This is a genomic window from Amycolatopsis sp. NPDC057786 (assembly GCF_042797905.1).
GTDB lineage: Bacteria > Actinomycetota > Actinomycetes > Mycobacteriales > Pseudonocardiaceae > Amycolatopsis.
In genome coordinates this window covers 1-24,553 of sequence record NZ_JBHVKW010000047.1, presented here as the reverse complement: position 1 = coordinate 24,553, position 24,553 = coordinate 1, and the positions used below count along the sequence as shown (strand labels likewise).

The following is a 24,553-nucleotide window of genomic DNA, read 5'->3' as shown; positions in this document are numbered from 1 at the left end:
CGTCCATCCAGTCACGTGTGTCGTCCATCCGCGCACACCTGGAGCACGGTTGGCCCTACCACTCACGAACTGCGGGATCAGGCCGGCACCGGCACCCGAGGGCCGCGCACCACCAGGAAGACGTACATCCCGCCGGCGAAGCAGCTGAACACCAGCAGCGCCAGCCCGAGCGGCCGCCGCGCGTCGCTCGCTCCCGCCGTCGCGTCGGCCGCGTGCACCGGGACCGCGTCGCCCGAAGCGCCGTCGGGGACGACGACCTCGAGGCGCTCGCCCTTGCCGTGACCGCAGCCGTTGAGCGAACCCTCCATCGGCTTGCCGCCGAATTCGAACTTGACCTTCTCGGTCGCGCCGCCGCCCGTGCAGGGCGCGGGCTCGACGACCTCCGCCCGCACCTTCGTCCCCTGGGGCTCGTTCGTGATGCCGAACAGCCCCGGCCCGGCGAGCCAGGCCAGGAAGATCACCAGCAGGCCGGCACCGGCCGCCACGGCCAGGGAGTTCCACCCCGGGGTGAGCCCTCTGGCGGGGTCCGATCGCTTGCGCACGAACGCCATGCTCCCAGAACCCGGCGGCAAAACACAGGAGCCTCGGGAGGTGGTAGCAAAGGTCCCCCGCTACCGCTCGATCGTCTCCGCGGAGGTCACCTTCCGGATGTACAGCAGCTTGTCGCCCGGTTCGATCGCGTCGGCCTGCGGGGCGTCCACGCGGTACAGGATGCCGTCGCGGACGACGCCGAGCACGATGTCCGACAGATGCCGCGGTGAACCACCCTCTTCGGACGGCTCCACCGGGCGTTCGGCGATCGCGAGGCCGGACTCGGGGGTGAGCAGGTCCTCGACCATGTCGACCACCAGCGGCGTCGACGTCGCCATGCCGAGCAGGCGCCCTGCGGTTTCGCTCGACACCACGACCTGGTTCGCGCCCGACTGCTTGAGCAGGTGGACGTTCTCCGTTTCCCGCACCGAAGCCACGATGTGCGCCTTCGGGGCCAGCTCGCGCGCGGTCAGCGTGACCAGCACCGCGGTGTCGTCCCGGTTCGGGGCGACGACCACGGCCTTGGCCCGCTGCACCCCGGCGACGCGCAGCACGTCGGCGCGGGTGGCCGAACCGTGCACGACCACCAGGCCGAGCGCGGTGGCCGCTTCGAGGGCTTGCTGGTCGGTGTCGACGACGACGATGTGGTCGGGTTCGACGTTCTCGTCCCCGAGCAGCGCGTTGACCGCGGACCGGCCCTTCGTGCCGAATCCGACGACGACCGTGTGGTCACGCACCTTCGTCCTCCACTTTTGGATCTTGAAAGCCTGGCGAGAGCGCTCGGTGAGCACTTCGAGGGTGGTACCGACCAGGACGATGAGGAAGAGCACCCGAAGCGGGGTGATCACCAGGACGTTCACCAGCCGCGCGGACGACGTCGCGGGCGCGATGTCACCGTACCCCGTGGTCGACAGCGACACTGTCGCGTAATAGAGGCTGTCGAGAAGGCTGAGGCCGTCGCCGTTGGCGTCGCGGTAGCCGTCCCGGTCGAAGTAGACGATCAGGACGGTCGCGAGCAGGGCGAGCATCGCGCCGATGATCCGTTTGAGGATCGACCGCAGCGGGCTGACCGTCAGTTCCGGCATGCGGATCACGCCGACGAGCTCGTGGTCCGGACGGTCGCTCAGCCGGACCGGGAAGCGCTTGAGAACCTTCATGCACAGGCTCCGGCCTGGTCCGCGTCACTCACGGTCGGGAGGATAGCCGAAGATCCTCACCTTGAGCGCGGTATGCGAAGCTCAGGGCATGTCTTCGGATCCCAAGCCGTCTCAGCGGCCCGCGTATTTCCTCGCCGGCCTGCTCGGCGCGGCCGGCGTGCTGCACTTCCTCCAGCCGAAGCCTTTCGACGCCATCATCCCGAAGCAGCTTCCCGGCTCTCCGCGCGCGTGGACCTACGGCTCCGGGGTGGCCGAGCTGGGCGTCGCCGCCGCTGTCGCCAACCCGAAGACGCGACGTCTCGGCGGGCTCGCGGCCGCGCTGCTGTTCGTCGTGGTCCTGCCGGGGAACGTGAAGATGGCCGTCGACGCCGACCGCCGCAAGGCACCGAAGCACTGGCGGGTGGCCTTCTGGGCCCGCGTCCCGCTCCAGATCCCGCTGGTGACCTGGGCCCTGAAGGTGCGCGACCGCGCCTAGCACCGCCTGCATTTAGTCCTCTGAATGCGGTAGTTGCACACGCAAGGACCGCATTCAGAGGACTAAACGCTAGATCGTCGGGACGCTCCGCAGGAGTTGCCGCAGGCCTTCGGCGTCCAGCAGGTCCGCAGGCCGGACGGTCTTGTCGTGTTTCACGTAGTGGAACGCCGCCCGCACCTTCTCGACCGGCACCTTCTTGAGCGCCGCCCACGCCAGCCGGTACGCCGCCAGCTGCACGGCCAGCGGTTCGAGCCGGTCCTTGTCCGGCACGGCGCCGGTCTTCCAGTCGACGACGGTCCAGCCGCCGTCGGCGTCGGCGAACACGGCGTCCATCCGCCCGCGCACGGTGACCCCCACGACGTCCGCCGAGAACGGCACCTCGACGGCGTGCGGCACCCGATGCGCCCACTCGCTCTTCTCGAACGCGGTCCGCAACGCCTCCAGCTCGGAATCGGGCGCCTCGTCGACGTCCGCCGCACCCGGCAGGTCGTGGATCTCCAGCAGTTGCTCGCCGCCGAACCGCTGCTCCAGCCAGCCGTGGAACGCCGTCCCCCGGCGCGCGTAAGTGTTGGGGCGCACAGGAAGCGGTCGCCGGAGCCGTTTGGCCAGCGCGGCGGGATCCGCCGACAGCTCGACCAGCTGACTCACCGAGAGATGTGGCGGCAGGACCACCTGCTGCACGCGATCCCGCGCCCGCGCGCGCTCCTCCAGCAGCACCTTGGTGTCGGAGATCCAGCCGTCCGGATCGTCTTCTTCCTCTTCCTCACTGTCTTCCATGGCGGCGAGCACCAGGTCGACACCGTTGGTGACGCCCTCGCGCCGCGGCCACAGCGGATCGACCGGCCAGCGCGCCCGGCGGGAGTCGGCGACCAGCGGATTCTCGCCGTCGGTTTCCGGCTCCTCGGCCCAGTGCTCGATCCGGCCGACCGAGTTCGCCCGCATCACCTCGCCGATTTCGAGCAGGAACTCCGACGGCCCCTTCGGCCGCGCGCTGCTCTCGTTCCACCAATGGCCGGAGATCAGCATCGTGTGCTCGGAGCGGGTCAGTGCGACGTAACAGAGCCGCCGCTCCTCGTCCGCTTCACGCGCGACGAAGCCTTCTTCGTGCAGCTCCAGCGCTTCCTGCACTTCCTTGCGGTCGGCGCCTTCGGGAATCCGCAGCACCGGCAAGTCCTCGGAGTCACCACGCAGCGCGGCCGGCAGCGAGGTCGACGTCCGCAGCCACGATGACGAACGCCGCCGGCCAGGGAAGACTTCCTTGACCAGGTGCGGAATCGCGACGATGCGCCATTCCAGCCCCTTGGCCGAGTGCACCGTCAGCACCTGGACCCGATCCGGAACGACCTCCACCTCGCCGGGGGTGAGCCCGTCCTCCGCGTGCGCGGCGGTATTCAGGTAGTCCACAAAGGACAAAAGCGTGGCCGTCGGCGACGTCTCGGCGAAATCCGTGACGACGTCGGCGAAAGCGTCCAGATGCGCTCGCCCGGCCGGGCCGGGACGGGCGAGGGATTCGACGTCGAGCAGCATCGTGCGTTCCACATCGGCGACCAGCTCGGGCAGCGACTGGTCCAGCCGTCGCCGCAACGCCGAAAGCTCGGCGCCGATCTTCCGGATCCGCCGGTAACCCTCGGGCGAATACCGTTCCGGCGTCCCGGGATCGTCGATGGCGTCGGCGAGCCCGGCCTGCTCGACCCGTTCGGTCACCAGCACCGGCTCGTCCACATCGGACTTCCCCGAAGGCGGCACCGGCGAGGACAATTCGCCCGCGCGGCGCCACAACGCCGCGAGGTCGGCCGCCGCGATCCGCCAGCGAGCCCCGGTCAGCAATCGCGCGGCCGCGCTGCCCGCGAGCGGGTCCGCGAGGACGCGCAATGTGCTGACCAGGTCCGCGACCTCGGGTTCGTCGAGGAGCCCACCAAGACCGACGACCTCCACCGGCAGCCCGCGTGCCCGCATTTCCGCCGCGATCGGCGCCATATCGGCCCGTCGGCGCACCAGCACCGCGGCCGTCGGCGGTTTTCCGGTCTCCTCCACGGTTTCGAACCAGCGCTTCGCCACCGCGTCGGCGACCCACTCGCGTTCGGCGCGGACGTCCGGCAGCAGCGCGGCGGCGATGTCGGCCGACCCGGCGCCTTCCAGCGCGCGCAGCCGGGCGACACCGAGACCGCGTTCCCGCAACGGTTCCGAGATCGCGTTCGCGAGTTCGAGCACCTCCGGTGGGTTACGGAAACTGGTCAGCAACCCGAAATCCCAAGCCGGGACGAGGCGTTCGCCGTTGTCGCGGGGGAAGTCCGTGGTGAACCGGGGCAGGTTCGCCGCGCTCGCCCCGCGCCAGCCGTAGATGGCCTGCGCCGGGTCACCCACCGCCGTCACCGGCATGGGCGGATGCTCGACGCCGCCGAACAGCGACCGCAGCAGGATCCGCTGAGCGTGCCCGGTGTCCTGGTACTCGTCGAGCAGGACGGCGCCGTAGCGCTCGCGCTCCCCCGCGACCACCGCCGGGTAGCTGCTGGCGAGCTGCGCGGCGAGCGACATCTGATCGGCGAAGTCGAGCGCGCCTTCCGCCCGTTTCCTCGCGTGGTACGCCTCGACCAGCGGCAGGAGCGCGAGCCGGAACCGTTGCGCGGCCATGACTTCGGCCAGTTTCTGCGGCAACGACGCGCGCTGCCCCTTCGCGCGCGGCGCGTTCTCTATGACCTCGCACAGCCACGACGTGTACTCAGCTAGCCGTTCGGTCTCGACCAGATGCTCGCCGAGTTCCCCGGCCAGCGCCAGCAACTGCGCCGTCACCGTCGCGGGCACGCGATCGGTGTCCAGGTCATTGTCCCAAGTGGACACGACGCGATGCGAGAACTGCCACGAAGACGTCTCCGAAAGCAGCCGGACCCCGGGCTGCACGGGCAGCCGCAGTCCGTGTTCGGACAGCAGCCGCCCGGCGTAGGCGTGATAGGTCAGCACCGTCGGCTCGCCCGCTGTCACCGTAGTGCGCAGGTCTCCGGTCGGGTCGATCTTGTCGAGCAGTCCCGATCCGACCAGGCGGCGCAACCGGGTGCGGACGCGTTCACCGAGCTGGCGGGCGGCCTTGCGGGTGAAGGTCAGGCCGAGCACGCGTTCCGGCGGGACGACACTGTTGGCCACCAGCCACACCACCCGCGCGGCCATCGTCTCGGTCTTGCCCGCGCCCGCGCCCGCGACGACCAGCGACGGCTCGATCGGCGCGGCGATCACCTCGGCCTGCTCGTCGGTCGGGCTGTGCAGGCCGAGCGCGCGGGCGATCTCGCCCGGTTCGACCTGGCGGCGCTGGAGTTCGGAGATCACGGGCCGGTCACCTGCCTGCCCTCGGGCCGCAGCGGACAGCAACCCCTTGCCGGGCAACGATCACAGTCCGGGTTCTCGGTGACGCCGTACTCCGGGCCCGCGGCGGAACCGGCCGCCGAACGCACCAGTTCCAGCCACTGCTTGCCGCCGTCCTCGTCCAGCGGCGCCTGCTCACGCTGGGTGGATCCGGTCTTGTTGTTGGACTTCGCGACGTAGACCAGCCGCGCGCCACCGGGTTTCGAACCGCCTTCGACCGCGCCGAGCAGCACGGCGAGCTGGTACGCGGCGAGCTGCGGATGCTGTTCGGCGTCGGCTGCGGAGATCGGGACCTTGCCGGTCTTGATGTCGATGACGACCGGACGGCCGTCCTTGTCCATCTCCACACGGTCGACGCGGCCGCGCAGGAGCACGCGGACGTCGTCATCGCCGACCGGCAGCTCGACCTCGATGTCCTGCTCGACCCCGGCTTCGATCAGCTCCTTGCGGCTGGATTCCAGCCAGGTGATGAAGTTCCGCAGCATCTGCTCGACCCGCGACCGCTCGCGGCGCGAGAACCACGGCGCCCCCGCGTCGACCCGCACCCACGCTTCATCGAGGGCGGCGCGGATCTGCTCGTCACTGCTGCCGCCCGCGACCGCCTGCGCGAGACCGTGCACCAGGGTTCCCGTGACGGCCGCGAGTTGCGCCGGGTCACTGCCGCCGTGTCGTTCGATCAGCCAGCGCAGCGGGCATTTGACCAGAACCTCCACAGTGGACGGTGAAATCCGGATGAGATCGCCCGGCCCGTGCACGGGTTCGCCGGTGGAGGGTTCTAGCAGGCCGTACCAGGTACCCGGATGCGCGCCCGGCACCCCGGCGGCGGCCAGTTTCGCGAGCTGGCGCGCCGCCCGCTGCCGCCTTTCCGGCTCACTCGATTCGTCGCAGACGACCTCGCGCAGTTCACCGACGAGTTCGGCGAGCACCAGCGAGCGTCCCGCCGGCTTCATCCGCGAGTCGAGGCCGCCGTCGTCCGCGCCGTTCTCCTCCAGGTCGTCGATGAACCGCGAGGGCTGCTCGTCCTCCCCCGCGACCGCGCTGACCAGCAACGTCTTCCGCGCGCGGCTCGCGGCGAGGTAGAACAGCCGCCGCTCTTCGGCGAGGATCGGCGCGGTGGCGGACACCTTTTCGTCGTCGACACCGGACATGAGGTCCACCAGCCGCTCGACGCCGAGCACGGAACCGCGCAGCCGCAGATCGGGCCAGCTGCCTTCCTGGACACCGGCGATGGCCACGACCGTCCACTCGCGACCGGCGGACGCGTGCGCCGTGAGCAGCGAGACGCCATCGCTCTTCATCGCGGCGGGAGCCAGCGTGTCACCGGCGATGTTCTGCGAGGACAGGTAATCCGCGAACGAGGCGACACTCGCCTTCGGTAATCTGTCGACATAGCGACCGGCCGCGTCGAAGAGCGCGACGATCGCGTCGAGGTCGCGATCCGCCTGGGAGCCGAGCGAACCGCCACGGTCGACCATCCGCAGCAGGCGCTCCTCCAGGCCACTCGCCTGCCACAGATCCCACAGCACTTGCTCGACGCCGTCCCCGCGCACGACGGCCTGGTGCGCGGCGTGAAGCAGGCCGCCGATCCGGCGCATCGGCAGCGCCTCGGCCTCGGCGAGGCCGGTGAGGACATCGTTGGTACGTAAGGCTTCCACCAGCAGTTCGTCGCTCGACCGCTGTCCGCCGCCCGCGAGCTCCAGCCGGCGCAAGCCGCGACGCAGCCTGCGCAGGGCGAGCGGATCCGCGCCACCCAAGGGCGAGGACAACAGCATCTCGGCTAGGTCGACGTCGAGCAGCTCCGGATCCGCCGCGAGCCTCAGCATCGCCAGCAGAGGACGAACCGCGGGCTGCTTCGCGAGCGGCAGTTCTTCGGTGGCGGAACCGATCGGCACGCCGGCTGCCCGCAGAGCACGTTGCAGGACAAGAAAAGTACGGGCGGGCGAGCGGACGAGCACCGCCATCTCCGGCCACGGCACCCCGTCGACGAGATGCGCGCGGCGGAGCTGATCGGCGATCCAGCTCGCCTCGGCGGCCGGGGTCGGCATCAGGCGAACCCGGACGGCGCCGCCCTCCGCGTCCGGCGCGTCGACGAGTTTTCGCTGCGGCGACGAACCGGGCAGCACGGAGCCGAGTTTCGTGACGGCCGTGCGGATCACCGGGGCGAGCCGGTGGGCCGTGGTCAGCAGGACCGTGCGCTCGCCGTCCTCGTCCGCGTCGGCGAACAGGCTGGGATCCGCGCCACGGAAGGAGAACACGGACTGATCGGGGTCGCCCGCGACGACGAACTCGTCGGCCGCGTGCCCGATGAGCCGGATGAGCTGGGTCTGCAACGGGTCGAGATGCTGCGCGTCGTCGACGAAAAGGTGCCGGACCCGGCGCTGCTCGCGTTCACGCAGTTCGGGATCGTCCTCCAGCGCGAGCAGCGCCGAAGTGACCAGTTCGGCGGCGTCCAGCGCGGGAGCGCTCGCGACGCCGAGCGCGTTGCCGCCCGCGCCCTGCAGCAACGTGACCTCTTCGTACTGGCTCCAGAAACGCCCGGCCGCGATCCACTCCTCGCGACCGCGGCGCCTGCCGAGTTCGACCAGATCCTCCGGACCGAGCCCGCGTTCGGCGGCGCGGAGCAGGAGGTCCCGCAGTTCCTCGGCGAACCCGGGCACGCCCAGCGCGGGCCGCAGCTGCTCCGGCCAGTCGAGCGCGCCCTCTTCGAGGTCGCCCGCGAGCAGGTCGCGGACGACGACGTCCTGTTCCGCTCCGGCCAGCAGGCGGGGCGGCGGGAGATCGTCGGCCTGCGCCTCCATTCGCAACAGCGCGTACGCGTACGAGTGCACCGTGCGCACGAGCGGCTCACGGATCGTGCGCGGCAGCGGATCCTCTTCGGGGTCGGTGGTAAGCCGGTGGGTGATGTCGGCGCGCAGGACCTCGGCCGCCTTGCGGGAGGTGGTCAGGATGAGCACGCTCTCCGGGTTCGCGCCCTCCGCTATGCGCCGCGACGCCGCCGACGCCAGCAACGCCGTCTTGCCCGTACCCGGCCCGCCGAGGACCCGGCGGAAGCCGTCCGGGGCGGCCAGCAGGCGGCGGGCGCCGGAATCCCACTGGAAGGACGGCGTGCCGGTGACCGGCGTGCGGACCAGCCGCGCGTCGGTTCCTGCCGCTGTTCGCCGCCCGTTCACGCCCACGATGGAACCACGCCCCGCCGACACAACCTCGCAGCGGCACGGCAAAGTGGTCCCATGGATGACGAACTGCACGAGCGGGTGCGCGAGGTCATCGCGAGTGTGCCCGCCGGCTCGGTCGCGACTTATGGGGATATAGCGTCGGTTTCGGGAGCCCCGTCGCCGCGGCTGGTCGGCCGGATCCTCGGTGAGGACGGCCAGGACCTGCCTTGGCACCGTATTCTGCGGGCCGACGGGACACCGGCTCCGCATCTGCTCGACGAACAGCTGCAACGGCTGCGCGCGGAAGGCGTCATCCCCGACGGCCAGCGTGTCGACCTGCGGAAATACCGGTGGCGACGTGATCCCGACGACGACGCTGGTCCCGGCGCTCTCTTTTAGGTTAGCCTCCCCTAATGAGCTACATCGAGGCGAAGGTGACCGGTGTCCGGCGGCTCACCCCGCATATGAGCAGGGTGACCTTCTCGGGGGCGTCGCTGGTGGACCAGGCGCCCGACCAGTACCTGAAGGTGTTCTTCCCGCAGCCCGGCCAGGCGGAGCCCGTGCTGCCCGCTCCGCTGAGCGGCGACGAAGTGCTGTCCTGGTACCGGACCTACCTCGCGATGCCCGACGACGTCCGGCCGCCGATGCGCACGTACACCGTGCGCGCGCTGCGACCGTCGGCGCAGGAGATCGACATCGACTTCGTGCTGCACGGCGACGAAGGCCCAGCTTCCGCGTGGGCTTCGCGCGCTTCGGAGGGCGACCGGGTCGCTTTCCTGGGGCCGCACGGGCTCTACGACGTACCCTCGGACACCACCTGGCAGCTGCTGGTCGGCGACGAGACCGCGATCCCGGCGATCGGCGCGATCGTCGAAGCGCTGCCCGCCGGAACGCGAGCGGTGGTCTACGTCGAGATCAGTGATCGCGAAGACCGGCAGGTCTTCGAAACACAGGGGGCCGTGGAGCTGCACTGGGTGGTTCGGGGCTCCGGCCCCATCGGTGACGCGGTGCTCGAAGCCGTGCGAAAGGCGGAGCTGCCGGGCGGGACGCCCTACGCGTGGATCTCCGGCGAAGCGAACATGGTGAAGCTGGTGCGGCGGCACCTCGTACGGGAGCGCGGGGTCGACAAGCGGGCGATCTGCTTCACGGGGTACTGGCGGCAAGGGGTGAGCGAAGAGGCCGCCGGCCGCGAAGCGATGAGGCAGGCGGAGGCGGGAGAGGTTCCTTCGGCCGACGAGGACTGAGACCTTCTGACCTGCGGAAAGAGAGCAAGGGACCTTTGCTACCGCGGGTGGGGTGTGTGGAAAGAGGGACGTTGAGTGTCCCTCTTTCCCCACACCCACCACTCCGCGTAGCGAGGCCTACTGACCGTGTGGATTTTGGGACGTCAGATGTCCCGAAATCCACACAGTCACCGCGCCGACCTGCGAACCCTCAGTGCGGCACCCAAAGCGTCACCCGCGTCCCCCGCCCCGGATGCGAATCGATCGTCCCCCGCCCGCCGACCTCCGCCAGCCGCGCCATGATCGACTGGCTGATCCCGAAGCCCGGCGGCCGGTCCAGCATGCTGAAGCCGGTCCCCTGATCCCGCGCGATGACCGCGACGCCGCCTTCGCACTCCTCGACGCGAAGCACGACATGGTTCGTCCCGGCGTGCTTCACGGTGTTTCGGAGCGCTTCGCGGACGGCGTCGCGGATGGCGGTCCGGCGCGCGTGCGAGAGGCGGTAGTCCTGTTCGGTTTCGGCGGCGACGAGCTGGGTGCGGAGGCCGTCGCGCGCCATTTCGGTGGCGACCTCGGCGAGGTCCGCCGCGAGGCCGCGAGCCGACGGCGCGTCCGGGCCGGTCAGTTCGCGGCGCAGTTCGGCGGCTTGCGCCCGGGCGGTCGCGCGCATTTCCGCGAGCCGTTCCGCGGCCGCGGAATCGTCGTCCGGCGCCTCCAGCCCCATCGCCTCCAGCGTCTGCAAAACGCTGTCGTGCATGACCCGCTGGGTCCGCAGGCGTTCGGCGCGCTGCCCCCGGCGCATCCCGATCCCCAGCGCGAACCGCGTTCCGACGCCGAGCAGGATCAGGATCCCCGCCGTGGTCACCATCGCCACGACGAGCGCGACCATGCACCCCACCGACCGGCTCATCGCGAGCGGATGGTCGATCGGCAGTCCGCCGATCCAGGTCAGGAACGCCCTGAACGGCACGGCCGCGATCACCAGCCCGAGCGCCGCGGGCAGTCCGAACGACAGCGTCCACAACGCCACCGTCCCGACCAGCCACGTCCACGCGACGTCGACGGCGAACGGCTGGATCTCGGCGGGCGCCGCGGCGGCCACGCTCGTCGTGAGCACCACACCCACGGCGAGATCCGCGTACATCAGCCGCCCGGACGTCTTCGCCCGGATCCCGCGGCCCCGCACCACCCACCACACCGCGAGGACGTTGAGCAGCACCCCGACGATCGTCGCGCTCAGTACCGGGACGATCCCCGCCGACCCGTTCGAGACCAGAAAACCGATGTACACCTTCGGAAACGCGGCCACGCGGTAGAAGATCGGGCCCAGCGCGGAGTAGCGGATCGCGCGCATCAGCAGCGTGTCCGCGGAATCCTCCCGATAGCGCCAATCAGGAACGGAATCGGGATCAGGTGCTTCGTCGGCAGGGCTCGCGCCCAGTACCGAAGAGCCCTTTCGCAACATCGCGCGCACGAAGGTGACCGATTGAGACTCGGACATCCGCCGCCCTCCCCGCGTCCGATGTGTCGAGCCTGGCAAAGCGGACTTCCCGCGTCAAGACGGCCGAATGCGCAGCTCGGCGACCAGAAGTTTGACCAACGCGCCGAGCCGCTGACGTTCGGGCTGCACGGTCGGTACCCCGGCGGCTTCCAGCGGCGCCGCGGTCACCGGTCCGACGCACGCGCACAACACCGGACCTCGCAGTGCGGAGAGGAGTTCCTCGCGACGCGACCCCGCCAGCGTCAGCAGGTTCGCGGCCGCCGGCGCGGAGGTGAAGGCCAACGCGTGCACGCGTCCGGAAATCACGCTTTCGACGAGTTCGTGCACGGGGGCGACGTCGGCGGGCGAAAGCCAGCGATACGGCTGTGCCTGGACGACGTCCGCGCCCGCGTCCCGCAGCGAACCGGTGAGTTCGGGCAGCAGGGTTCCGTGCAACTGGACGGCCACCCGTGCTCCGCGCACCCCGGCGTCGCGCAAGCCTTCGAACAGTTCCGCGTTGCTCTCCTCGGGCGCGGAGAATTCCTCACGCAGCCCTTCGCCCCGCACCGCGCCCGCCGCTTTCGGTCCTCGCACGAAAATCCGTGACGCCGCCAGCCGCTCCAGCAACGGTTCGCGCAGCCCCCAGCCTTCGGCGGCCGAAAGCCAGCCGCGGAACCCGGCACCGGTGGTGACCGCGGTGAACTCGACCGGTCCGGCCAGCACGGCGTCCGTCGCCGCCCGCAGTTCGGTGTCGTCGGGCAGGGGGACGATCCGGATGGTGGGCGCGTGCAGGACGGTCGCGCCGTGCCGCGTCAGCGCGCCGATGAAGTCGTCGGCCCGCCGCTCGGCGGTGATCCCGATCGTGATGCCGTCCAGGTCAGCCATAAACCGCGCCCATCTTCCCGATCTCCTCCGCCAGCCGCTCGCGCAGCTCCGGCGGTTCGAGCACTTCGAGGTTCCCGCCGAACCGCAGTAGTTCGCCGACGGCCGGTTCTCCCGGTTCCACGGGCAGTTCCATGGTGAGCCAGCCGTTTTCGTCCGGTTCGGCGTCCGCTTCCCGCAACGCCCGTGCGCCGACGGCCCCGAGATAGAACGGCACCAGTATGCGGGCGAACTCGTTCAGCCGGACCACCGCCACTCGGGAGTACATCCGCTTTTCGAACTGCTCCGACCATTCCTGCCAGTAGCGCGCGAGGTCGAAGTCCGACGGCCGCTCGAAGGTCTCACCGAGGTCTTCGAGGTCTTCGATCCGGGAGACCCGATAGGTCCGGTCGCTCCCTTCGCACCGCGCCGCGAGATACCAGTTCCCGGCCTTGAGGATCAGGCCCAGCGGGTCGAGGACCCGCTCGACCTTCCGCTGCCCCCAGCGTTCGTACCTGACCTTGACGCGCCGCGCGTGCCAGACCGCGTCGGCCAGTTCGGACAGTCGCGGCAGGCTTTCGATCCCGCGATGCCAGCCCGGCACGTCCAGATAGAACCGTTCGGAGATCCTGCTCGCCCCCGCACGCAGTTCCGCGGGCATGGCCGCGTGCAGTTTGAGCTGCGCGGCGGCGAGCACCGTGCCCAGCCCGAGTTCACCGGCCGCGCCCGGCAGGCCCGCCAGCGAAAGCGATTGCGCCTCCTCCTCGGTCAGCCCGGTCAGCCGCGTGCGATAGCCGTCGACCAGCTGATACCCGCCCGTGCGCCCGCGATCGGCGTACACCGGCACGCCGGCCGCGGACAGCGCCTCGACGTCGCGGTAGATCGTGCGGACCGACACCTCCAGTTCGGCGGCCAGCTCGTCGGCCGTCATCCGGCCGCGGTTCTGCAGCAGGAGGAGGACCGACAGGAGTCTGCTCGCGCGCATGGATCCAGTATCCCCGAAAACCTGACACAACCTGACAGGTTTGGCTGACAGGGTGAACCCATGAACACGTTCGTCATGAAGAACTGGGAAGAAACCCTCGTCAGCGGCACGGAGGGCGGGCCGCGCGTGGCCCACGCGCACGCCACCTTCGCCTACAGCGGGCTGATCGAAGGCGAAGCGGTCATCGACTACCTGCTGTACTACGCGGGTGAAGGCTTCGACGGCGGCGGGACCACGTCGCCCGGTCTCGAACGCATCGAGGGCAGCGTGGACGGGCGCAAGGGAAGCTTCGTGATCAAGCACGACACCGGGTTCGACGCGAAGGGCATCTCGTCGAAGTTCGCGGTCGTCGAAGGCTCCGGAACGGGTGAACTCGCCGGGATCACCGGCACCGGCACCACGACCGGCGCGCTCGGTGAGCCGACGATGTCGTACACGTTCGCTTTTTCGCTGTAAGGAGGACCAGTGCTCGAGGTCGATCGCGAGCAGGTGCTTGCGTACCGGATCGCGGCACACGGACTGCACCGTGACGAGACGGATCCGGCCGCGGCGGCCGTGTTCGACCTCGGGCTGCAGGATTCCGTGCGGGACACCGCCCTGCTCGGCCTCGCGGCCCGGATCGACGGCGAAATCACGCCCGCGGTCTGGGACGACGCACGGTTCGTGCTCGCGTGGACCCATCGCGGCGCGCCGCATTTCCACCGCCGCGCGGAACTGGACGCGATCCGGGCCGCGCTCGTGCCGCTCGACGAGAAGGACGCGATGGCCCGGATCCTCTGGCAGCGCAAGCAGGTCGAGGACGCGGGCCTGTCCGCGACGGACGCGCTGTTCACCGCGGCGAAGGCGATCCGGAAGGTCGTCACCGGTACCCAGACCAAGGGCACGGTGAGCGGCGCGGTCACGAAACTGATCCCCGAAGGTCTGTCGTACGCCTGCCGCGGCTGCGGTGTCGTGCACATCTACGAGCAGTTGATGCGGGTCGCGTCGATCCACGCCGGGGTCCGGCTGGAGGCGGGCGCGACGCCGGCGACGTTGGCGCCGTTGGAAGGGCGCGGCCGCCTCAAGACGTCGCCGGACGTCGAGGCGGCCAAACGCGTGGTCGAGGGCTACCTGCGGATCAACGGTCCGGCCTCCCCTGGCGACGCCGCCGCCTACGTCGGAACGACTCGCACCGGCGTCGACGCGATGTGGCCGGACGGCCTGGCCGAGGTCCGGGTCGGCGGCAAGAAGGCCTACCTGCCGCAAGACCGGGTCTCGCTGCTCGAGAATCCACCCGAGCCCGACGTGGTTCGTCTGCTTCCGCCGCTGGACCCGTTCGTCCAGGCGCGCGACCGCGCCGTACTGGTGCCGGACAAGGCCCGGCAGAAGGAGGTCTGGAAGATCCTCGGCAGTCCCGGCGCGTTGCTGGCCGACGGCGAAATCGCCGGCGTGTGGCGGGCCAAGGCGAGCGGGAAGAAGCGGCTCGACTTCACCGTCACCCCGTTCGACGCCCTCCGCCCGGCCGTGCGGAAGGCCGCCGAAGCGGAGGCGGCCCGGGTCGTCGCCGCCCGTGAGTTCCCCGACCACCGCGTCGCCTGGTCGTGACCCACGCCCCAGTCGCAACGCCCACATCTGTACCCCGATGCGCAGCAAAGTTGCCTCGGAAGGCAGTTTGCCCACGACAGACAACCTAGAAAATCCCGCAAACTTGCCCATGACGCAAACTTGGCCCACCGGGGCAAGTTCCGATTTCGGGCAACTACTTGTCGGCCAAAGTCTTGCCGATGGTGGCAGCAGAAGTGTCAAGATTCAGCCGCACGACAAGATGGCCGCCCGGCGTGTGCCGGGCCTCGAGCCCGCAGTGGTCGACCGCGTGCCCATGACCATCACCGCGCTGGAGTCCGGCGACGATCGTCAGGTCCGCGTACACGTCGCGGGAGCCGGAGCGCTCCTGGTCGCGAAAGCTCACAAGATCCACGACCGACTGAACGACAGCGATGTCCGCCCTGATCGTTTGACCAACAAGGATGCCGGCGACGTCTATCGGCTCATGATGGGCACTCGCGCGCGGGACGTCAGCGACACTTTTCGAGCACTTCTCGCCGACTCGCGAGTGGGGGACGTGACCGCCACAGGACTTGCCTATCTACGCGAGCAGTTCGGCGGTGCGGACACTGCCGGAGTCAGGCTCGCCATCGAGGCGCTGGCCGGGTCGGTCCCCGAAAACACCATTCGTGCCGCGGCGCCCGCCTACGTTCGCGCGCTCCCTATTCTATGAACGACGTCCCGCATTTCGTCCTCTGAATGCGGTAGTCGCACACGCAAGGACCGCATTCAGAGGACGAAACGCGGGGGTCACGGGTCGACGGCCAGGCGGTAACCGCGTTTCACGACCGTCTGGACGAGTTTCGGCGACCCCAAAGAGCTCCGCAGGCGCCCGATGGCGGTCTCGACGGCGTGTTCCTCACCGCCGTCGGGCAGCGCGGCGACCAGCTCCCGCCGCGAGAACACCCGCCCCGGCGACTCCGCCAGCGCCCGCAGCATGGCCATCGGCGCGGGCGCGATGTCACACCACTGCCCGTCGACCAGCGCCGCCTGACCCCGCAGTTCGATACTGCGGCCGCCCGCGATCAGCCGCGGCGAACGGGCTTCGAGCGCGTCGGACACTGTCCGCGCGAGCGCCCCGATCCGCGACCGCGCCGGCTGGACTGTCGGGATCCCGAGCGCGGCCAGCGGCGCCGCGGTGATCGGCCCGACACAGGCCGCCACGACCCGTTTCTCCAGCGCCCGCACGATTCCCGGCAATCGCCCGGTCCGTTTCGCGACCGCCAGCATCGACGCCACCGCGGGCGCGCTGGTGAACGGCAACGCGTCCACCGAACCGTCGAGAACACCGTCGAGCAGCCGGTCCAGCGGGCCGGGATCGGCGGGCCCGACCCACCGGTACACCGGCACCTCGATCACCTCGGCACCCGCGGCGCGCAGACTGTCCACAAAGTACGGAAGCGGCTCGCCGTGCAGTTGCACCGCGATCCGCTGACCGTCCACACCGGAATCGAGCAGATGCCGCAGGACTTCGGCGTTGCTCTCCGAAGCGGGCGAGTAGTCTTCCGAAAGCCCGGCCGCACGGATCGCGCCCTTCGCCTTCGGACCACGAGCCAGCAGCGACGACTTCCCGAGCCGATCGAGCAGCTCCTCCCCCAGCCCCCAGCCTTCGGCCGCCTCGACCCAGCCCCGGAAGCCGATCCCGGTCGTCGCGACGACGGCGTCGACCCGGTCCTCCAGCAGGCGCTGAGTGGCCGCCCGCAGTTCGGTGTCGTCGGCGAGCGGCACGATCCGGATGGCCGGGCCGTAGCGCACGGTCGCACCTTTACGCACGAACAGCGCGCCGAGCTCGTCAGCCCGCCGCGCCGCCGTGATCCCGATGACGAATCCCGCCAGGGGAAGGACTTCTGTCACGGTGAGAATTCCACCTCCACGACACCATCGGCGACCCGCACCCGGTAGGCCGCGACCGAGACACCTTCGGCGTCGAGACAGGCACCGGTCCGCAGATCGAACCGTTCCTTGTACACCGGCGACGCCACTACCGGAACGCCGCCCGCGTCGCCGACGATCCCCCGCGAAAGCACCGCCGCGCCACTGATCGGGTCCATATTGGACAGTGCGTACCACCGCTCGCCGGGCAGCCGGAAGATCGCCACCTGCACGCCGCCGTCGAGCAGGGCGGCGACACCGGACCATTCGGGGACGGCGCCGGCCGCGCAGACGGCGGTCCAGGTGCGCTGGATCGAGGTCGTCACTGTTTCACCTCCGGGATGCCCAGCAGCACGGGCACCTTCTGGTCGCGTTCGGTGCGGAACGAGATCGTCGGATCCGGCGTACCCGGCGCGTTGACGAACGAGCTGAACTTCGCCAGCTTCTCTGGGTCCTCCAGCACGCCACGCCATTCGTCGGCGTAGTCGCCGACGTGTTTGGCCATCGCCGCGTCGAGGTCCTCGCAGATGCCGAGCTTGTCGTCGACGATCACCGCGCGAAGGTGATCGAGACCGCCCTCCATCTCCTCGACCCACGGCGCGGTGCGCTGCAGGCGGTCGGCCGTGCGGACGTAGAACATCAGGAACCGGTCGATCGTGCGGATCAAGGTCTCCGTGTCCACTTCGGACACCAACAGATCGGCGTGTCGAGGGGTCGCGCCGCCGTTCCCGCCGACGTAGAGGTTCCAGCCCTTGTCGGTGGCGATGATGCCGAAGTCCTTGCTCCGCGCCTCGGCGCATTCCCGTGCGCAGCCCGAAACGGCGGACTTCAGCTTGTGCGGCGAGCGCAGCCCGCGGTAGCGCAGCTCCAGCTCGATCGCGAGCCCGACACTGTCCTGGACGCCGTAGCGGCACCACGTCGAACCGACGCACGACTTCACCGTGCGCAACGACTTCCCGTACGCGTGCCCCGATTCGAAGCCGGCGTCGACGAGCCGCCGCCAGATCAACGGGAGCTGGTCGACGGTGGCGCCGAACAGGTCGATCCGCTGTCCGCCGGTGATCTTGGTGTACAGCCCGAAATCCATCGCCACCTGCGCGATCACCATGAGCTTCTCCGGCGTGATCTCGCCGCCGGGGATGCGCGGGACCACCGAGTAGGTCCCGTTGCGCTGCAGGTTCGCGAGGAACTTGTCGTTGGTGTCCTGCAACGTCGCCTGCTCGCCGGCGAGGATATGCCCGTTGCCCAGCGTGGCCAGGATGGACGCGATCGCCGGTTTGCAGATCGCGCAACCGGTCCCGGTGCCGTAGCGGTCGATCATCTCGCTGAACGTGGTGATCCGCGTGGCCTGGAGGATCTGGAACAGCTCCGCGCGCGACTGCGGGAAGTGCTCGCACAACGCCTTCGACTGCTCGACGCCGCAAGCCGTCAGCAGCTTGCCCAGCAGCGGGACACACGATCCGCACGCCGTGCCCGCCCGCGTGCAGCCCTTGATCTTGGCGACCGAATCGCAACCCTCTTCGGTGATCGCGTGGGTGATCGCACCCTTGGAAACCGCGTTGCACGAACAGATCTGCGCGGCGTCGGGCAGCGCGTCGACACCGACCGCCGTCCCACCTCCGGCCGGGGCGAGGATCGCGCCGGGTTCGGCGGGCAGCGGCCTGCCGACCATCGCGCGCAGCGTGTTGAACTCGCTCGCGTCGCCCACCAGCACCCCGCCGAGCAACGTCTTCGAGTCGTCCGACACGACGAGCTTTTTGTACGTCCCGGCGACGGCGTCGTTGAACGCGACCTCCAGCGCGCCCTCGGTCGCCGCGTGCGCGTCGCCGAAGCTGGCGACGTCGACGCCCATGAGCTTGAGCTTCGTCGACATGTCCGGCTCGGGGAACGTGCCCTCGCCGCCGGTCAGCCGCGCCGCGACGATCTCCGCCATCGCGTACCCGGGCGCCACGATGCCGTAAACCTTGCCGTCCACGGCCGCGCATTCACCGATCGCGTACACCGCCGGATCGGACGTCCGGCAGGTGTCGTCGACCAGGATCCCGCCCCGCGCGCCGACTTCCAGGCCGGACGAACGCGCCAGATCGTCACGCGGCCGGATTCCGGCGGAGAACACCACCAGGTCGACATCGAGTTCCGTGCCATTGCCGAGCTTCGCGATGTAGCGTTCGCCGTCCGGCTCGATGGCGTCGGTCGACGTTCCCGTGTGGACGGTCACGTCGAGATCGGTGATCAGCCGTCGCAGCAGGCCACCACCGCCTTCGTCGACCTGTAGCGGCATCAGGCGGGGCGCCATCTCGACCACATGCGGCGAAAGACCCATGTCCCGCAACGCCTTCGCGGCTTCGAGACCGAGCAACCCGCCGCCGATGACGACCGCCGAACGCCGTCCGCGCCCGGGCCGCTGAGCGGCTTCCCGGATGGCGTCGAGGTCCTCGATTGTCCGGTAGACGAAGCAGCCGGGAAGATCGTGGCCGGGCACCGGCGGGACGAACGGCCGCGAACCGGTCGCGAGGACGAGCGCGTCGTACGGCTGCTCGTATCCGGCTTCGGTGACGACGGTCTTGCGCTCGCGGTCCACCGAAACCACCGCGTCACCGAGCCGTAGTTCGATCATCGGGTCGTCCGCGTAGTCCGCGCCTTCCAAAGCGAGTGAAGCGGGATCCCAGGTGTCCACATAGGACGTCAGGGCGACGCGATCGTAAGCGGGCCGCGCCTCCTCGGCGAGGACCACGATCTGCCACTCGCCGGTCTTGTCCTCCGCGCGCACCGCTTCCACGAGCCGGTGCGCGACCATGCCATGTCCCGCGACGACGAGTTTCCGCATCAGACCTCCGCCCCGGCGAGCGCCAGGCCTCGGGTGCTCGCCACTTCCGACTGCTGTTTGCGCAGGTACACCGCCCACGTGACGGCGAAGCACAGGCCGTAGAAGACGAGGAAGGCGATGAACGCCGGCACCCCGCTCTTCGTGTCCGCGAACGACTGGCGGAAGGCCAGGTTGATGAAGAGCCCGCCCAGTGCGCCGATCGCTCCGGCCAGCCCGATCAGCGCGCCGGAGAGCTTGCGTGCCTTGAGCATCTCCAGCGTCTCGTCCGCGCCCTCGCTGATCGCGACCTTCGCCTTGGCGCGGAAGATCGCCGGGATCATCTTGTACGTCGAGCCGTTGCCGATACCGGTGAGCACGAACAGCACGATGAACGCGACGGTGAACAACGCCAGCGAGTTCGACGTCGACGCCAAGATCAGCACCACGGTCGCCGCGGCCATGCCGACGAACGTCACGAAGGTGATCTTTCCGCCGCCGATCCGGTCGGCCAGCCAGCCGCCGGTCGGACGCGAGAACGAGCCGAGCAGCGGGCCGAGGAAGGTCACCGCGGCCGCCTGCAACGGAGTGCGGCCGAACTGGTTCTGCAGCACCAGGCCGAAGGCGAAGCTGTACCCGATGAACGAACCGAACGTGCCGACGTAGAGGAACGACATCACCCAGGTGTGCGGATCCTTGACGACCTCGCGCATCGCCTTGGTGTCGCCCTTCATCGAGGCGAGGTTGTCCATGTAGAAGTACGCGCAGACCGCCGCGACCACGATGAGCGGGATGTAGATCGCCAAGACCACGCGGGGCGCGGTCGCGCCGACGGTGCCGATGACCAGCAGGCCGATCAGCTGGATCGCCGCCACACCGAGGTTCCCGCCGCCCGCGTTGAGGCCGAGTGCCCAGCCTTTGTGCTTCTCGGGATAGAACGCGTTGATGTTGGTCATCGACGACGCGAAGTTCCCGCCGCCGACGCCGCCGAGCGCGGCGATCAGCAGGAACGTGCCGAGCGAGGTGCCCGGTTCCATCGCGATCGCCGCGAGAATCGTCGGCGCCAGCAGCAGCAACGCGCTGACGATCGTCCAGTTCCGGCCGCCGAACCGCGCCACCGCGAAGGTGTACAGCGGCCGCATCAGCGCGCCGATCAACGTCGGCGTCGAGACCAGCAGGAACTTGTCCGCGGCCGAGAAACCGTACTGCGGCCCCATGAACAGGACCATGACCGACCACAGTGTCCAGACGGAGAAACCGATGTGCTCGGCCAGGATCGAGAACCAGAGGTTCCGCCGGGCGATCTTCTTCCCGGTCTCCTCCCAGAACCGCTCGTTCTCCGGATCCCAGTGCTCGATCCAGCGCTTTCCACGAGCGTGCATGAGGTCCTCCTTGGTGGATGCGTTCGGGTTCACTGGGCGGCCAGCCATTTCGCGACCCCGCCGACGGCGTCCTTGCAGCCGCCGCAGCCGGTCGTCGCGCGGGTCGCCGCGGCGAGGGCGGGGACGTCGGTGGCACCGCCGCGCCACGCTTCGACGAGCCGTCCCTTGGTCACCGCGTTGCAGCGGCAGATGACCGCCGACGCGGGCAGGTCGGCCGGGCTCGCCGCCGACGGCGCCCCTGGCGGCAGAGAGCGTCCTAAAAGGACAGCGAGCCGGTCATCCGGCACCGGCGTGCCCCGGTCGTAGAGTTGCGTGATCGTCGCGGCCGCGTCGGGCAGGCCGAGCAGGATCGCGCCTGCCACCCGGTTTTCCCGGATGACGAGCTTGCCGTAGCGACAGCCCGCCGGGTCGCTGAAGGTGAGCACTTCGGCGGTCGGGTCGTCCGCGCCGGTCATCGTCTCGCCGAGCGCGGTGAGGTCGATGCCGCGGGCCTTGAGCCGCGTCACCGCCTGGGTGCCGCGATAGCGTGACGCGGATTTCGTGCCGGTGACCAGATCCGCGACGACGGCGGCCTGTTCCCACGCGGGTTGCACGAGACCGCCGAACGCGCCCGGATGTTTCGCGCAGTCGCCGATCGCGTGGATCCGGCCGTCGCTGGTGCGCAGCAGATCGTCGACGACGATGCCGCCCTCGACGGTCAGCCCGGCGTCCACGGCCAGTTTCGTCTCGGGCCGGACTCCGGTGGAGACGACGATGAGATCGGCGGGCACGTGCGTGCCGTCGTCGAGTTTGAGCCCGTCGCCGCTGACGTAGCGCGCGGCCCCGACGCCGAGCCGGAAGGCGACGCCGAGTTCTTCGAGTTTCCTGGTCAGCACCCGCGCGGATTCCGCGTCGAGCTGACGTTCCATGATGTGCGGCATCGGATGCACGACGGTGACGAGATTCCCGCGTCCGGCGAGCCCGCGCGCGGCTTCCAGGCCGAGCAGCCCGCCACCGAGAACGGCCACCGGCGCGCCCAGTTTGGCGGCGTCGAGGATGCGGGCGCAGTCGTCGAGGGTGCGGAACGCGACGACGTCCGGACCGGGTTCGAGCCCTTCGACCGGCGGCATCCACGGGTTGGCACCGGTGGCGAGCACGAGCGCGTCATAGTCCACAGTGGACCCGTCGTCGAGGTGGATCCGCCTCTCCGTGCGATCGATCGACGTCGCGGAGACACCCCGGCGCAGATCGGCGCGGGTACGGGACGACCATTCGTCGTCGTGCAGCCGGACGGCCTCGGGCCGCATGGTGCCGGCGACCACCGACGAGAGCAGCACCCGGTTGTAGGCGGCGTGCTCCTCCGCGCCGACGACGGTGAGCCGCACGCGCTCGCCATCGGGATCGCGGCGCTGGATCTCGTCCGCGAGCCGCGCTCCCGCCATCCCGTATCCGGCGATGACCACCGACCGGGGGCTCACGCGACCGCCTCGGCCGGGGCGAGCGCGACCGCGCACACCTTGAACTCGGGCATCCGGCTCGTCGGGTCGAGCACCGGGTTGGTCAGCAGGTTCGCCCTGCCCTCGCCAGGGAAGTGGAACGGCAGGAACACGAGGTCGGGGCGCAGCGACGCCACGCAACGGACCCGCGCGACGGTCTCGCCGCGCCGGGAACGCACGACGGCGAGGTCGCCCTCGGCCAGCCCCGCCCTCGCGGCGGTGTCGGGATGAACTTCCACGAAGGCCTCCGCCACGACGTCGTTGAGTTCTTTGACCAGCCGGGTCTGCGCCCCGGACTGGTAGTGCTGCAGGACCCGCCCGGTGGTGGCCTGCAAGGGGAATTCGGCGTCGGGCAGCTCGGCCGGGCCGACGTGGTCGACCGGGACGAACCACGCGCGGCCGTCCTGGTGGGCGAAGCGGTCGAGGAACATCCGCGGCGTGCCGGGATGCGATTCCGCCGGGACGGGCCAGTAGAGGGCCTCGCCGTCGCGGAGCCGGTCGTAGGTGATGCCCGAGTAGTCGGCGACACCGCCCTTGGACGCCTGGCGGAGTTCGGTGAAGACGGTCTCGGCGTCGGTCGGGAACCGGCCGTCGGGCTGGCCGAACCGGCGGGCGAGTTCGGAAAGCACGTAGAGATCGGTCTTCGCGCCGGAGGGCGGGTCGATCGCCTTGCGGCGCAGGAGGATCCGGCCTTCGAGATTGGTCATCGTGCCGTCCTCCTCGGCCCACTGCGTGACCGGCAGGACGACGTCGGCCATCGCCGCCGTCTCCGAAAGGACGAGGTCCGAGACCACAAGGAAGTCCAAAGAAGACACCTTGTCCTGGATGTTCCCGGCACCGGGCGCGGAGACGACGAGGTTGCTGCCGAACACCATCAGCGCGCTCGGCCCGTCTTCGGTGCCCAGCGCCTCCAGCAGCTCGACGGCCGAACGACCCGGCCCCGGCAGGGATTCCGGCGGCACACCCCACACCCCGGCGACGTACTCGCGGGCCGCGGGGTCGTCGATCTTGCGGTAGCCGGGAAGCTGGTCGGCCTTCTGCCCGTGCTCACGCCCGCCCTGTCCGTTGCCCTGCCCGGTCAGGCAACCGAAGCCGGACCCCTTGCGTCCCGGCAGGCCGAGGGCGAGCGAGAGGTTGATCCAGGCGTTGACCATCGCGGTGCCGTTGGCGTGCTGTTCGGTGCCGCGCGCGGTGAGGACGTAGGCGTTGCGAGCCGCGGCGAGCTTGGCGGCGACGCGACGCTGGTCCGCGGCGGACACGCCGGTGATCTGCTCGACGCGCTCCGGCCACCAGGCCGCGACCGAACGCCACAGCTCCTCGAAGCCGTTCGTCCGCGAGACCACATAGGACTTGTCGAGCAGGCCGTCGGCGACGACGGCGTGCAGGATGCCTTGCGCCAGCGCGAGATCGGTTCCCGGCGCGGGCTGCAGGTGCAGTCCGGCCAGCTCGGCGGTCGGGGTGCGGCGCGGGTCGACGACGATGAGGTCCGCGCCACGCAGGTGCTGGATGAACGGCGGCATCGTCTCGGCCGGGTTCGCGCCGATGAGCAGGACCGCGTCCGCGTCGGCGAGATCCGTGACCGGGAACGGCATCCCGCGGTCGGCGCCGAACGCCTTGATCCCCGCGGCCGCCGCCGACGACATGCAGAACCGGCCGTTGTAGTCGATCTGCGAGGTGCCGAGCGCGACCCGGGCGAACTTCCCCAGCAGATACGCCTTCTCGTTGGTCAGCCCGCCGCCGCCGAAGACGGCGACCGAGTCGGCCCCCTTGGCCGCGCGGATCTCGGTGAGCCGCTCGGCGACGAGGTCGAGGGCCTGCGGCCAGGTCGCGGGCCGGAGTTCTCCGTCGACCCTGATCAGTGGTGTCGTCAGGCGGGAAGGCGAGGTGAGGAGCTCCCCCGACGTCCAGCCCTTCTGGCAGAGGCCGCCGGCGTTGACCGGGAAGTCACGCGGGGCGACCCTGGCGCCGTCGAGGCTCATCCCGCACTGCAGGGCGCAGTACGGGCAGTGCGTGTCCACCGCGGTCACGGTGGGGGCGGCGAGCGGCACGGGCACCTCCTCCAGGCGTCGATAGCGCTTGAAGGTAGGTAGGCCGTGTTACCTGAAAACTCCTGAATGTTTCAGGCGTTTGACATTGCCCGCCGCCGATGGACGTCACACCGTGAGGTCGCGAGGGGCTGAAGGGGACTTTCCCCGCATGCGACGCGGTGAAAGCTC

19 protein-coding genes are annotated in these 24,553 nt (G+C 70.0%); 6 read left to right on the top strand and 13 right to left on the bottom strand.

Annotated features, from left to right (window positions below; translation table 11 throughout):
* Window positions 1–77 precede the first annotated feature (77 nt).
* Both ACFVM3_RS23280 and ACFVM3_RS23275 read right to left on the bottom strand, forming a co-directional pair.
* Window positions 78–485 carry a hypothetical protein gene (locus ACFVM3_RS23280; protein WP_378441715.1) on the bottom strand — a complete coding sequence of 136 codons (408 nt, stop codon included), beginning with the start codon at window positions 483–485 and terminating at the stop codon, window positions 78–80.
* Window positions 486–611: 126 nt separating this feature from the next.
* Window positions 612–1,688: a potassium channel family protein gene (locus ACFVM3_RS23275; protein WP_378441670.1), complete on the bottom strand. Its 1,077-nt coding sequence runs from the start codon at window positions 1,686–1,688 to the stop codon at window positions 612–614.
* Between the two features lie 88 nt (window positions 1,689–1,776).
* Here ACFVM3_RS23275 and ACFVM3_RS23270 point away from each other — a divergent pair, with 88 nt between their 5' ends.
* Window positions 1,777–2,163: a hypothetical protein gene (locus tag ACFVM3_RS23270; RefSeq protein WP_378441669.1), complete on the top strand. Its 387-nt coding sequence runs from the start codon at window positions 1,777–1,779 to the stop codon at window positions 2,161–2,163.
* A 69-nt stretch (window positions 2,164–2,232) separates the two neighbouring features.
* Here ACFVM3_RS23270 and ACFVM3_RS23265 read toward each other — a convergent pair whose 3' ends face one another.
* Window positions 2,233–5,481: an ATP-dependent helicase gene (locus tag ACFVM3_RS23265; RefSeq protein ID WP_378441667.1), complete on the bottom strand. Its 3,249-nt coding sequence runs from the start codon at window positions 5,479–5,481 to the stop codon at window positions 2,233–2,235.
* Complete coding sequence (locus ACFVM3_RS23260; RefSeq protein ID WP_378441666.1) at window positions 5,478–8,693, bottom strand: ATP-dependent helicase; 3,216 nt, start codon at window positions 8,691–8,693, stop codon at window positions 5,478–5,480. The genes ACFVM3_RS23265 and ACFVM3_RS23260 overlap by 4 nt, the downstream gene beginning before the upstream one ends.
* A 54-nt stretch (window positions 8,694–8,747) precedes the next feature.
* Here ACFVM3_RS23260 and ACFVM3_RS23255 point away from each other — a divergent pair, with 54 nt between their 5' ends.
* Together ACFVM3_RS23255 and ACFVM3_RS23250 are read left to right on the top strand one after the other, a co-directional pair.
* Window positions 8,748–9,071: an MGMT family protein gene (locus ACFVM3_RS23255; RefSeq protein ID WP_378441664.1), complete on the top strand. Its 324-nt coding sequence runs from the start codon at window positions 8,748–8,750 to the stop codon at window positions 9,069–9,071.
* Window positions 9,072–9,085: 14 nt separating this feature from the next.
* A complete protein-coding gene (locus ACFVM3_RS23250) occupies window positions 9,086–9,916 on the top strand; it encodes a siderophore-interacting protein (protein ID WP_378441662.1) in 831 nt (276 codons plus the stop codon).
* A 190-nt stretch (window positions 9,917–10,106) separates the two neighbouring features.
* Here ACFVM3_RS23250 and ACFVM3_RS23245 read toward each other — a convergent pair whose 3' ends face one another.
* From ACFVM3_RS23245 to ACFVM3_RS23235, 3 genes are read right to left on the bottom strand one after another with little or no spacing between them, the layout of a single operon-like run.
* A complete protein-coding gene (locus ACFVM3_RS23245; protein WP_378441660.1) occupies window positions 10,107–11,396 on the bottom strand; it encodes a sensor histidine kinase in 1,290 nt (429 codons plus the stop codon).
* Between the two features lie 54 nt (window positions 11,397–11,450).
* Window positions 11,451–12,260, bottom strand: coding sequence for a uroporphyrinogen-III synthase (locus tag ACFVM3_RS23240; RefSeq protein ID WP_378441658.1), 810 nt, complete (start codon window positions 12,258–12,260; stop codon window positions 11,451–11,453).
* Entirely contained in the window at window positions 12,253–13,221 is a 969-nt protein-coding gene (locus ACFVM3_RS23235; protein ID WP_378441656.1) for a helix-turn-helix transcriptional regulator, read from the bottom strand. Before ACFVM3_RS23235 ends, ACFVM3_RS23240 begins: the two co-directional genes overlap by 8 nt.
* Window positions 13,222–13,281: 60 nt before the next feature.
* Here ACFVM3_RS23235 and ACFVM3_RS23230 point away from each other — a divergent pair, with 60 nt between their 5' ends.
* The 3 genes from ACFVM3_RS23230 to ACFVM3_RS23220 are packed head-to-tail and all read left to right on the top strand — an operon-like array spanning window position 13,282 to window position 15,478.
* Window positions 13,282–13,677: a DUF3224 domain-containing protein gene (locus ACFVM3_RS23230; protein ID WP_378441654.1), complete on the top strand. Its 396-nt coding sequence runs from the start codon at window positions 13,282–13,284 to the stop codon at window positions 13,675–13,677.
* Window positions 13,678–13,686: 9 nt separating this feature from the next.
* Window positions 13,687–14,805: a DNA glycosylase AlkZ-like family protein gene (locus ACFVM3_RS23225; RefSeq protein WP_378441652.1), complete on the top strand. Its 1,119-nt coding sequence runs from the start codon at window positions 13,687–13,689 to the stop codon at window positions 14,803–14,805.
* A 37-nt stretch (window positions 14,806–14,842) separates the two neighbouring features.
* Window positions 14,843–15,478 carry a hypothetical protein gene (locus ACFVM3_RS23220; protein ID WP_378441651.1) on the top strand — a complete coding sequence of 212 codons (636 nt, stop codon included), beginning with the start codon at window positions 14,843–14,845 and terminating at the stop codon, window positions 15,476–15,478.
* 77 nt (window positions 15,479–15,555) lie between these two features.
* Here the strand turns inward: ACFVM3_RS23220 and ACFVM3_RS23215 are convergent, their stop codons facing one another.
* From ACFVM3_RS23215 to ACFVM3_RS23190, 6 genes are read right to left on the bottom strand one after another with little or no spacing between them, the layout of a single operon-like run.
* On the bottom strand, window positions 15,556–16,659 hold the full coding sequence (locus ACFVM3_RS23215) for a uroporphyrinogen-III synthase (RefSeq protein ID WP_378441649.1): 1,104 nt from the start codon (window positions 16,657–16,659) through the stop codon (window positions 15,556–15,558).
* Window positions 16,656–17,003 (bottom strand): nitrite reductase small subunit NirD, encoded by a 348-nt coding sequence (gene nirD / locus ACFVM3_RS23210; protein ID WP_378441647.1) that lies wholly within the window; start codon window positions 17,001–17,003, stop codon window positions 16,656–16,658. The genes ACFVM3_RS23215 and nirD overlap by 4 nt, the downstream gene beginning before the upstream one ends.
* On the bottom strand, window positions 17,000–19,504 hold the full coding sequence (nirB, locus tag ACFVM3_RS23205) for a nitrite reductase large subunit NirB (RefSeq protein ID WP_378441646.1): 2,505 nt from the start codon (window positions 19,502–19,504) through the stop codon (window positions 17,000–17,002). The genes nirD and nirB overlap by 4 nt, the downstream gene beginning before the upstream one ends.
* Window positions 19,504–20,862 (bottom strand): nitrate/nitrite transporter, encoded by a 1,359-nt coding sequence (locus tag ACFVM3_RS23200; RefSeq protein WP_378441644.1) that lies wholly within the window; start codon window positions 20,860–20,862, stop codon window positions 19,504–19,506. The genes nirB and ACFVM3_RS23200 overlap by 1 nt, the downstream gene beginning before the upstream one ends.
* Window positions 20,863–20,891: 29 nt before the next feature.
* Window positions 20,892–22,319: an FAD-dependent oxidoreductase gene (locus ACFVM3_RS23195; RefSeq protein ID WP_378441642.1), complete on the bottom strand. Its 1,428-nt coding sequence runs from the start codon at window positions 22,317–22,319 to the stop codon at window positions 20,892–20,894.
* Entirely contained in the window at window positions 22,316–24,385 is a 2,070-nt protein-coding gene (locus ACFVM3_RS23190; protein WP_378441640.1) for a molybdopterin oxidoreductase family protein, read from the bottom strand. Before ACFVM3_RS23190 ends, ACFVM3_RS23195 begins: the two co-directional genes overlap by 4 nt.
* Between the last annotated feature and the right edge of the window lie 168 nt (window positions 24,386–24,553).

Excerpts from the sequence above, each read along its gene's own strand:
- ACFVM3_RS23275 (WP_378441670.1), bottom strand. The coding sequence starts at position 1,688 with ATGAAGGTTCTCAAGCGCTTCCCGGTCCGGCTGAGCGACCGTCCGGAC.
- ACFVM3_RS23270 (WP_378441669.1), top strand. The coding sequence starts at position 1,777 with ATGTCTTCGGATCCCAAGCCGTCTCAGCGGCCCGCGTATTTCCTCGCC.
- ACFVM3_RS23255 (WP_378441664.1), top strand. The coding sequence starts at position 8,748 with ATGGATGACGAACTGCACGAGCGGGTGCGCGAGGTCATCGCGAGTGTG.
- ACFVM3_RS23250 (WP_378441662.1), top strand. The coding sequence starts at position 9,086 with ATGAGCTACATCGAGGCGAAGGTGACCGGTGTCCGGCGGCTCACCCCG.
- ACFVM3_RS23245 (WP_378441660.1), bottom strand. The coding sequence starts at position 11,396 with ATGTCCGAGTCTCAATCGGTCACCTTCGTGCGCGCGATGTTGCGAAAG.
- ACFVM3_RS23240 (WP_378441658.1), bottom strand. The coding sequence starts at position 12,260 with ATGGCTGACCTGGACGGCATCACGATCGGGATCACCGCCGAGCGGCGG.
- ACFVM3_RS23235 (WP_378441656.1), bottom strand. The coding sequence starts at position 13,221 with ATGCGCGCGAGCAGACTCCTGTCGGTCCTCCTCCTGCTGCAGAACCGC.
- ACFVM3_RS23230 (WP_378441654.1), top strand. The coding sequence starts at position 13,282 with ATGAACACGTTCGTCATGAAGAACTGGGAAGAAACCCTCGTCAGCGGC.
- ACFVM3_RS23220 (WP_378441651.1), top strand. The coding sequence starts at position 14,843 with ATGCGCAGCAAAGTTGCCTCGGAAGGCAGTTTGCCCACGACAGACAAC.
- nirB (WP_378441646.1), bottom strand. The coding sequence starts at position 19,504 with ATGCGGAAACTCGTCGTCGCGGGACATGGCATGGTCGCGCACCGGCTC.
- ACFVM3_RS23200 (WP_378441644.1), bottom strand. The coding sequence starts at position 20,862 with ATGCACGCTCGTGGAAAGCGCTGGATCGAGCACTGGGATCCGGAGAAC.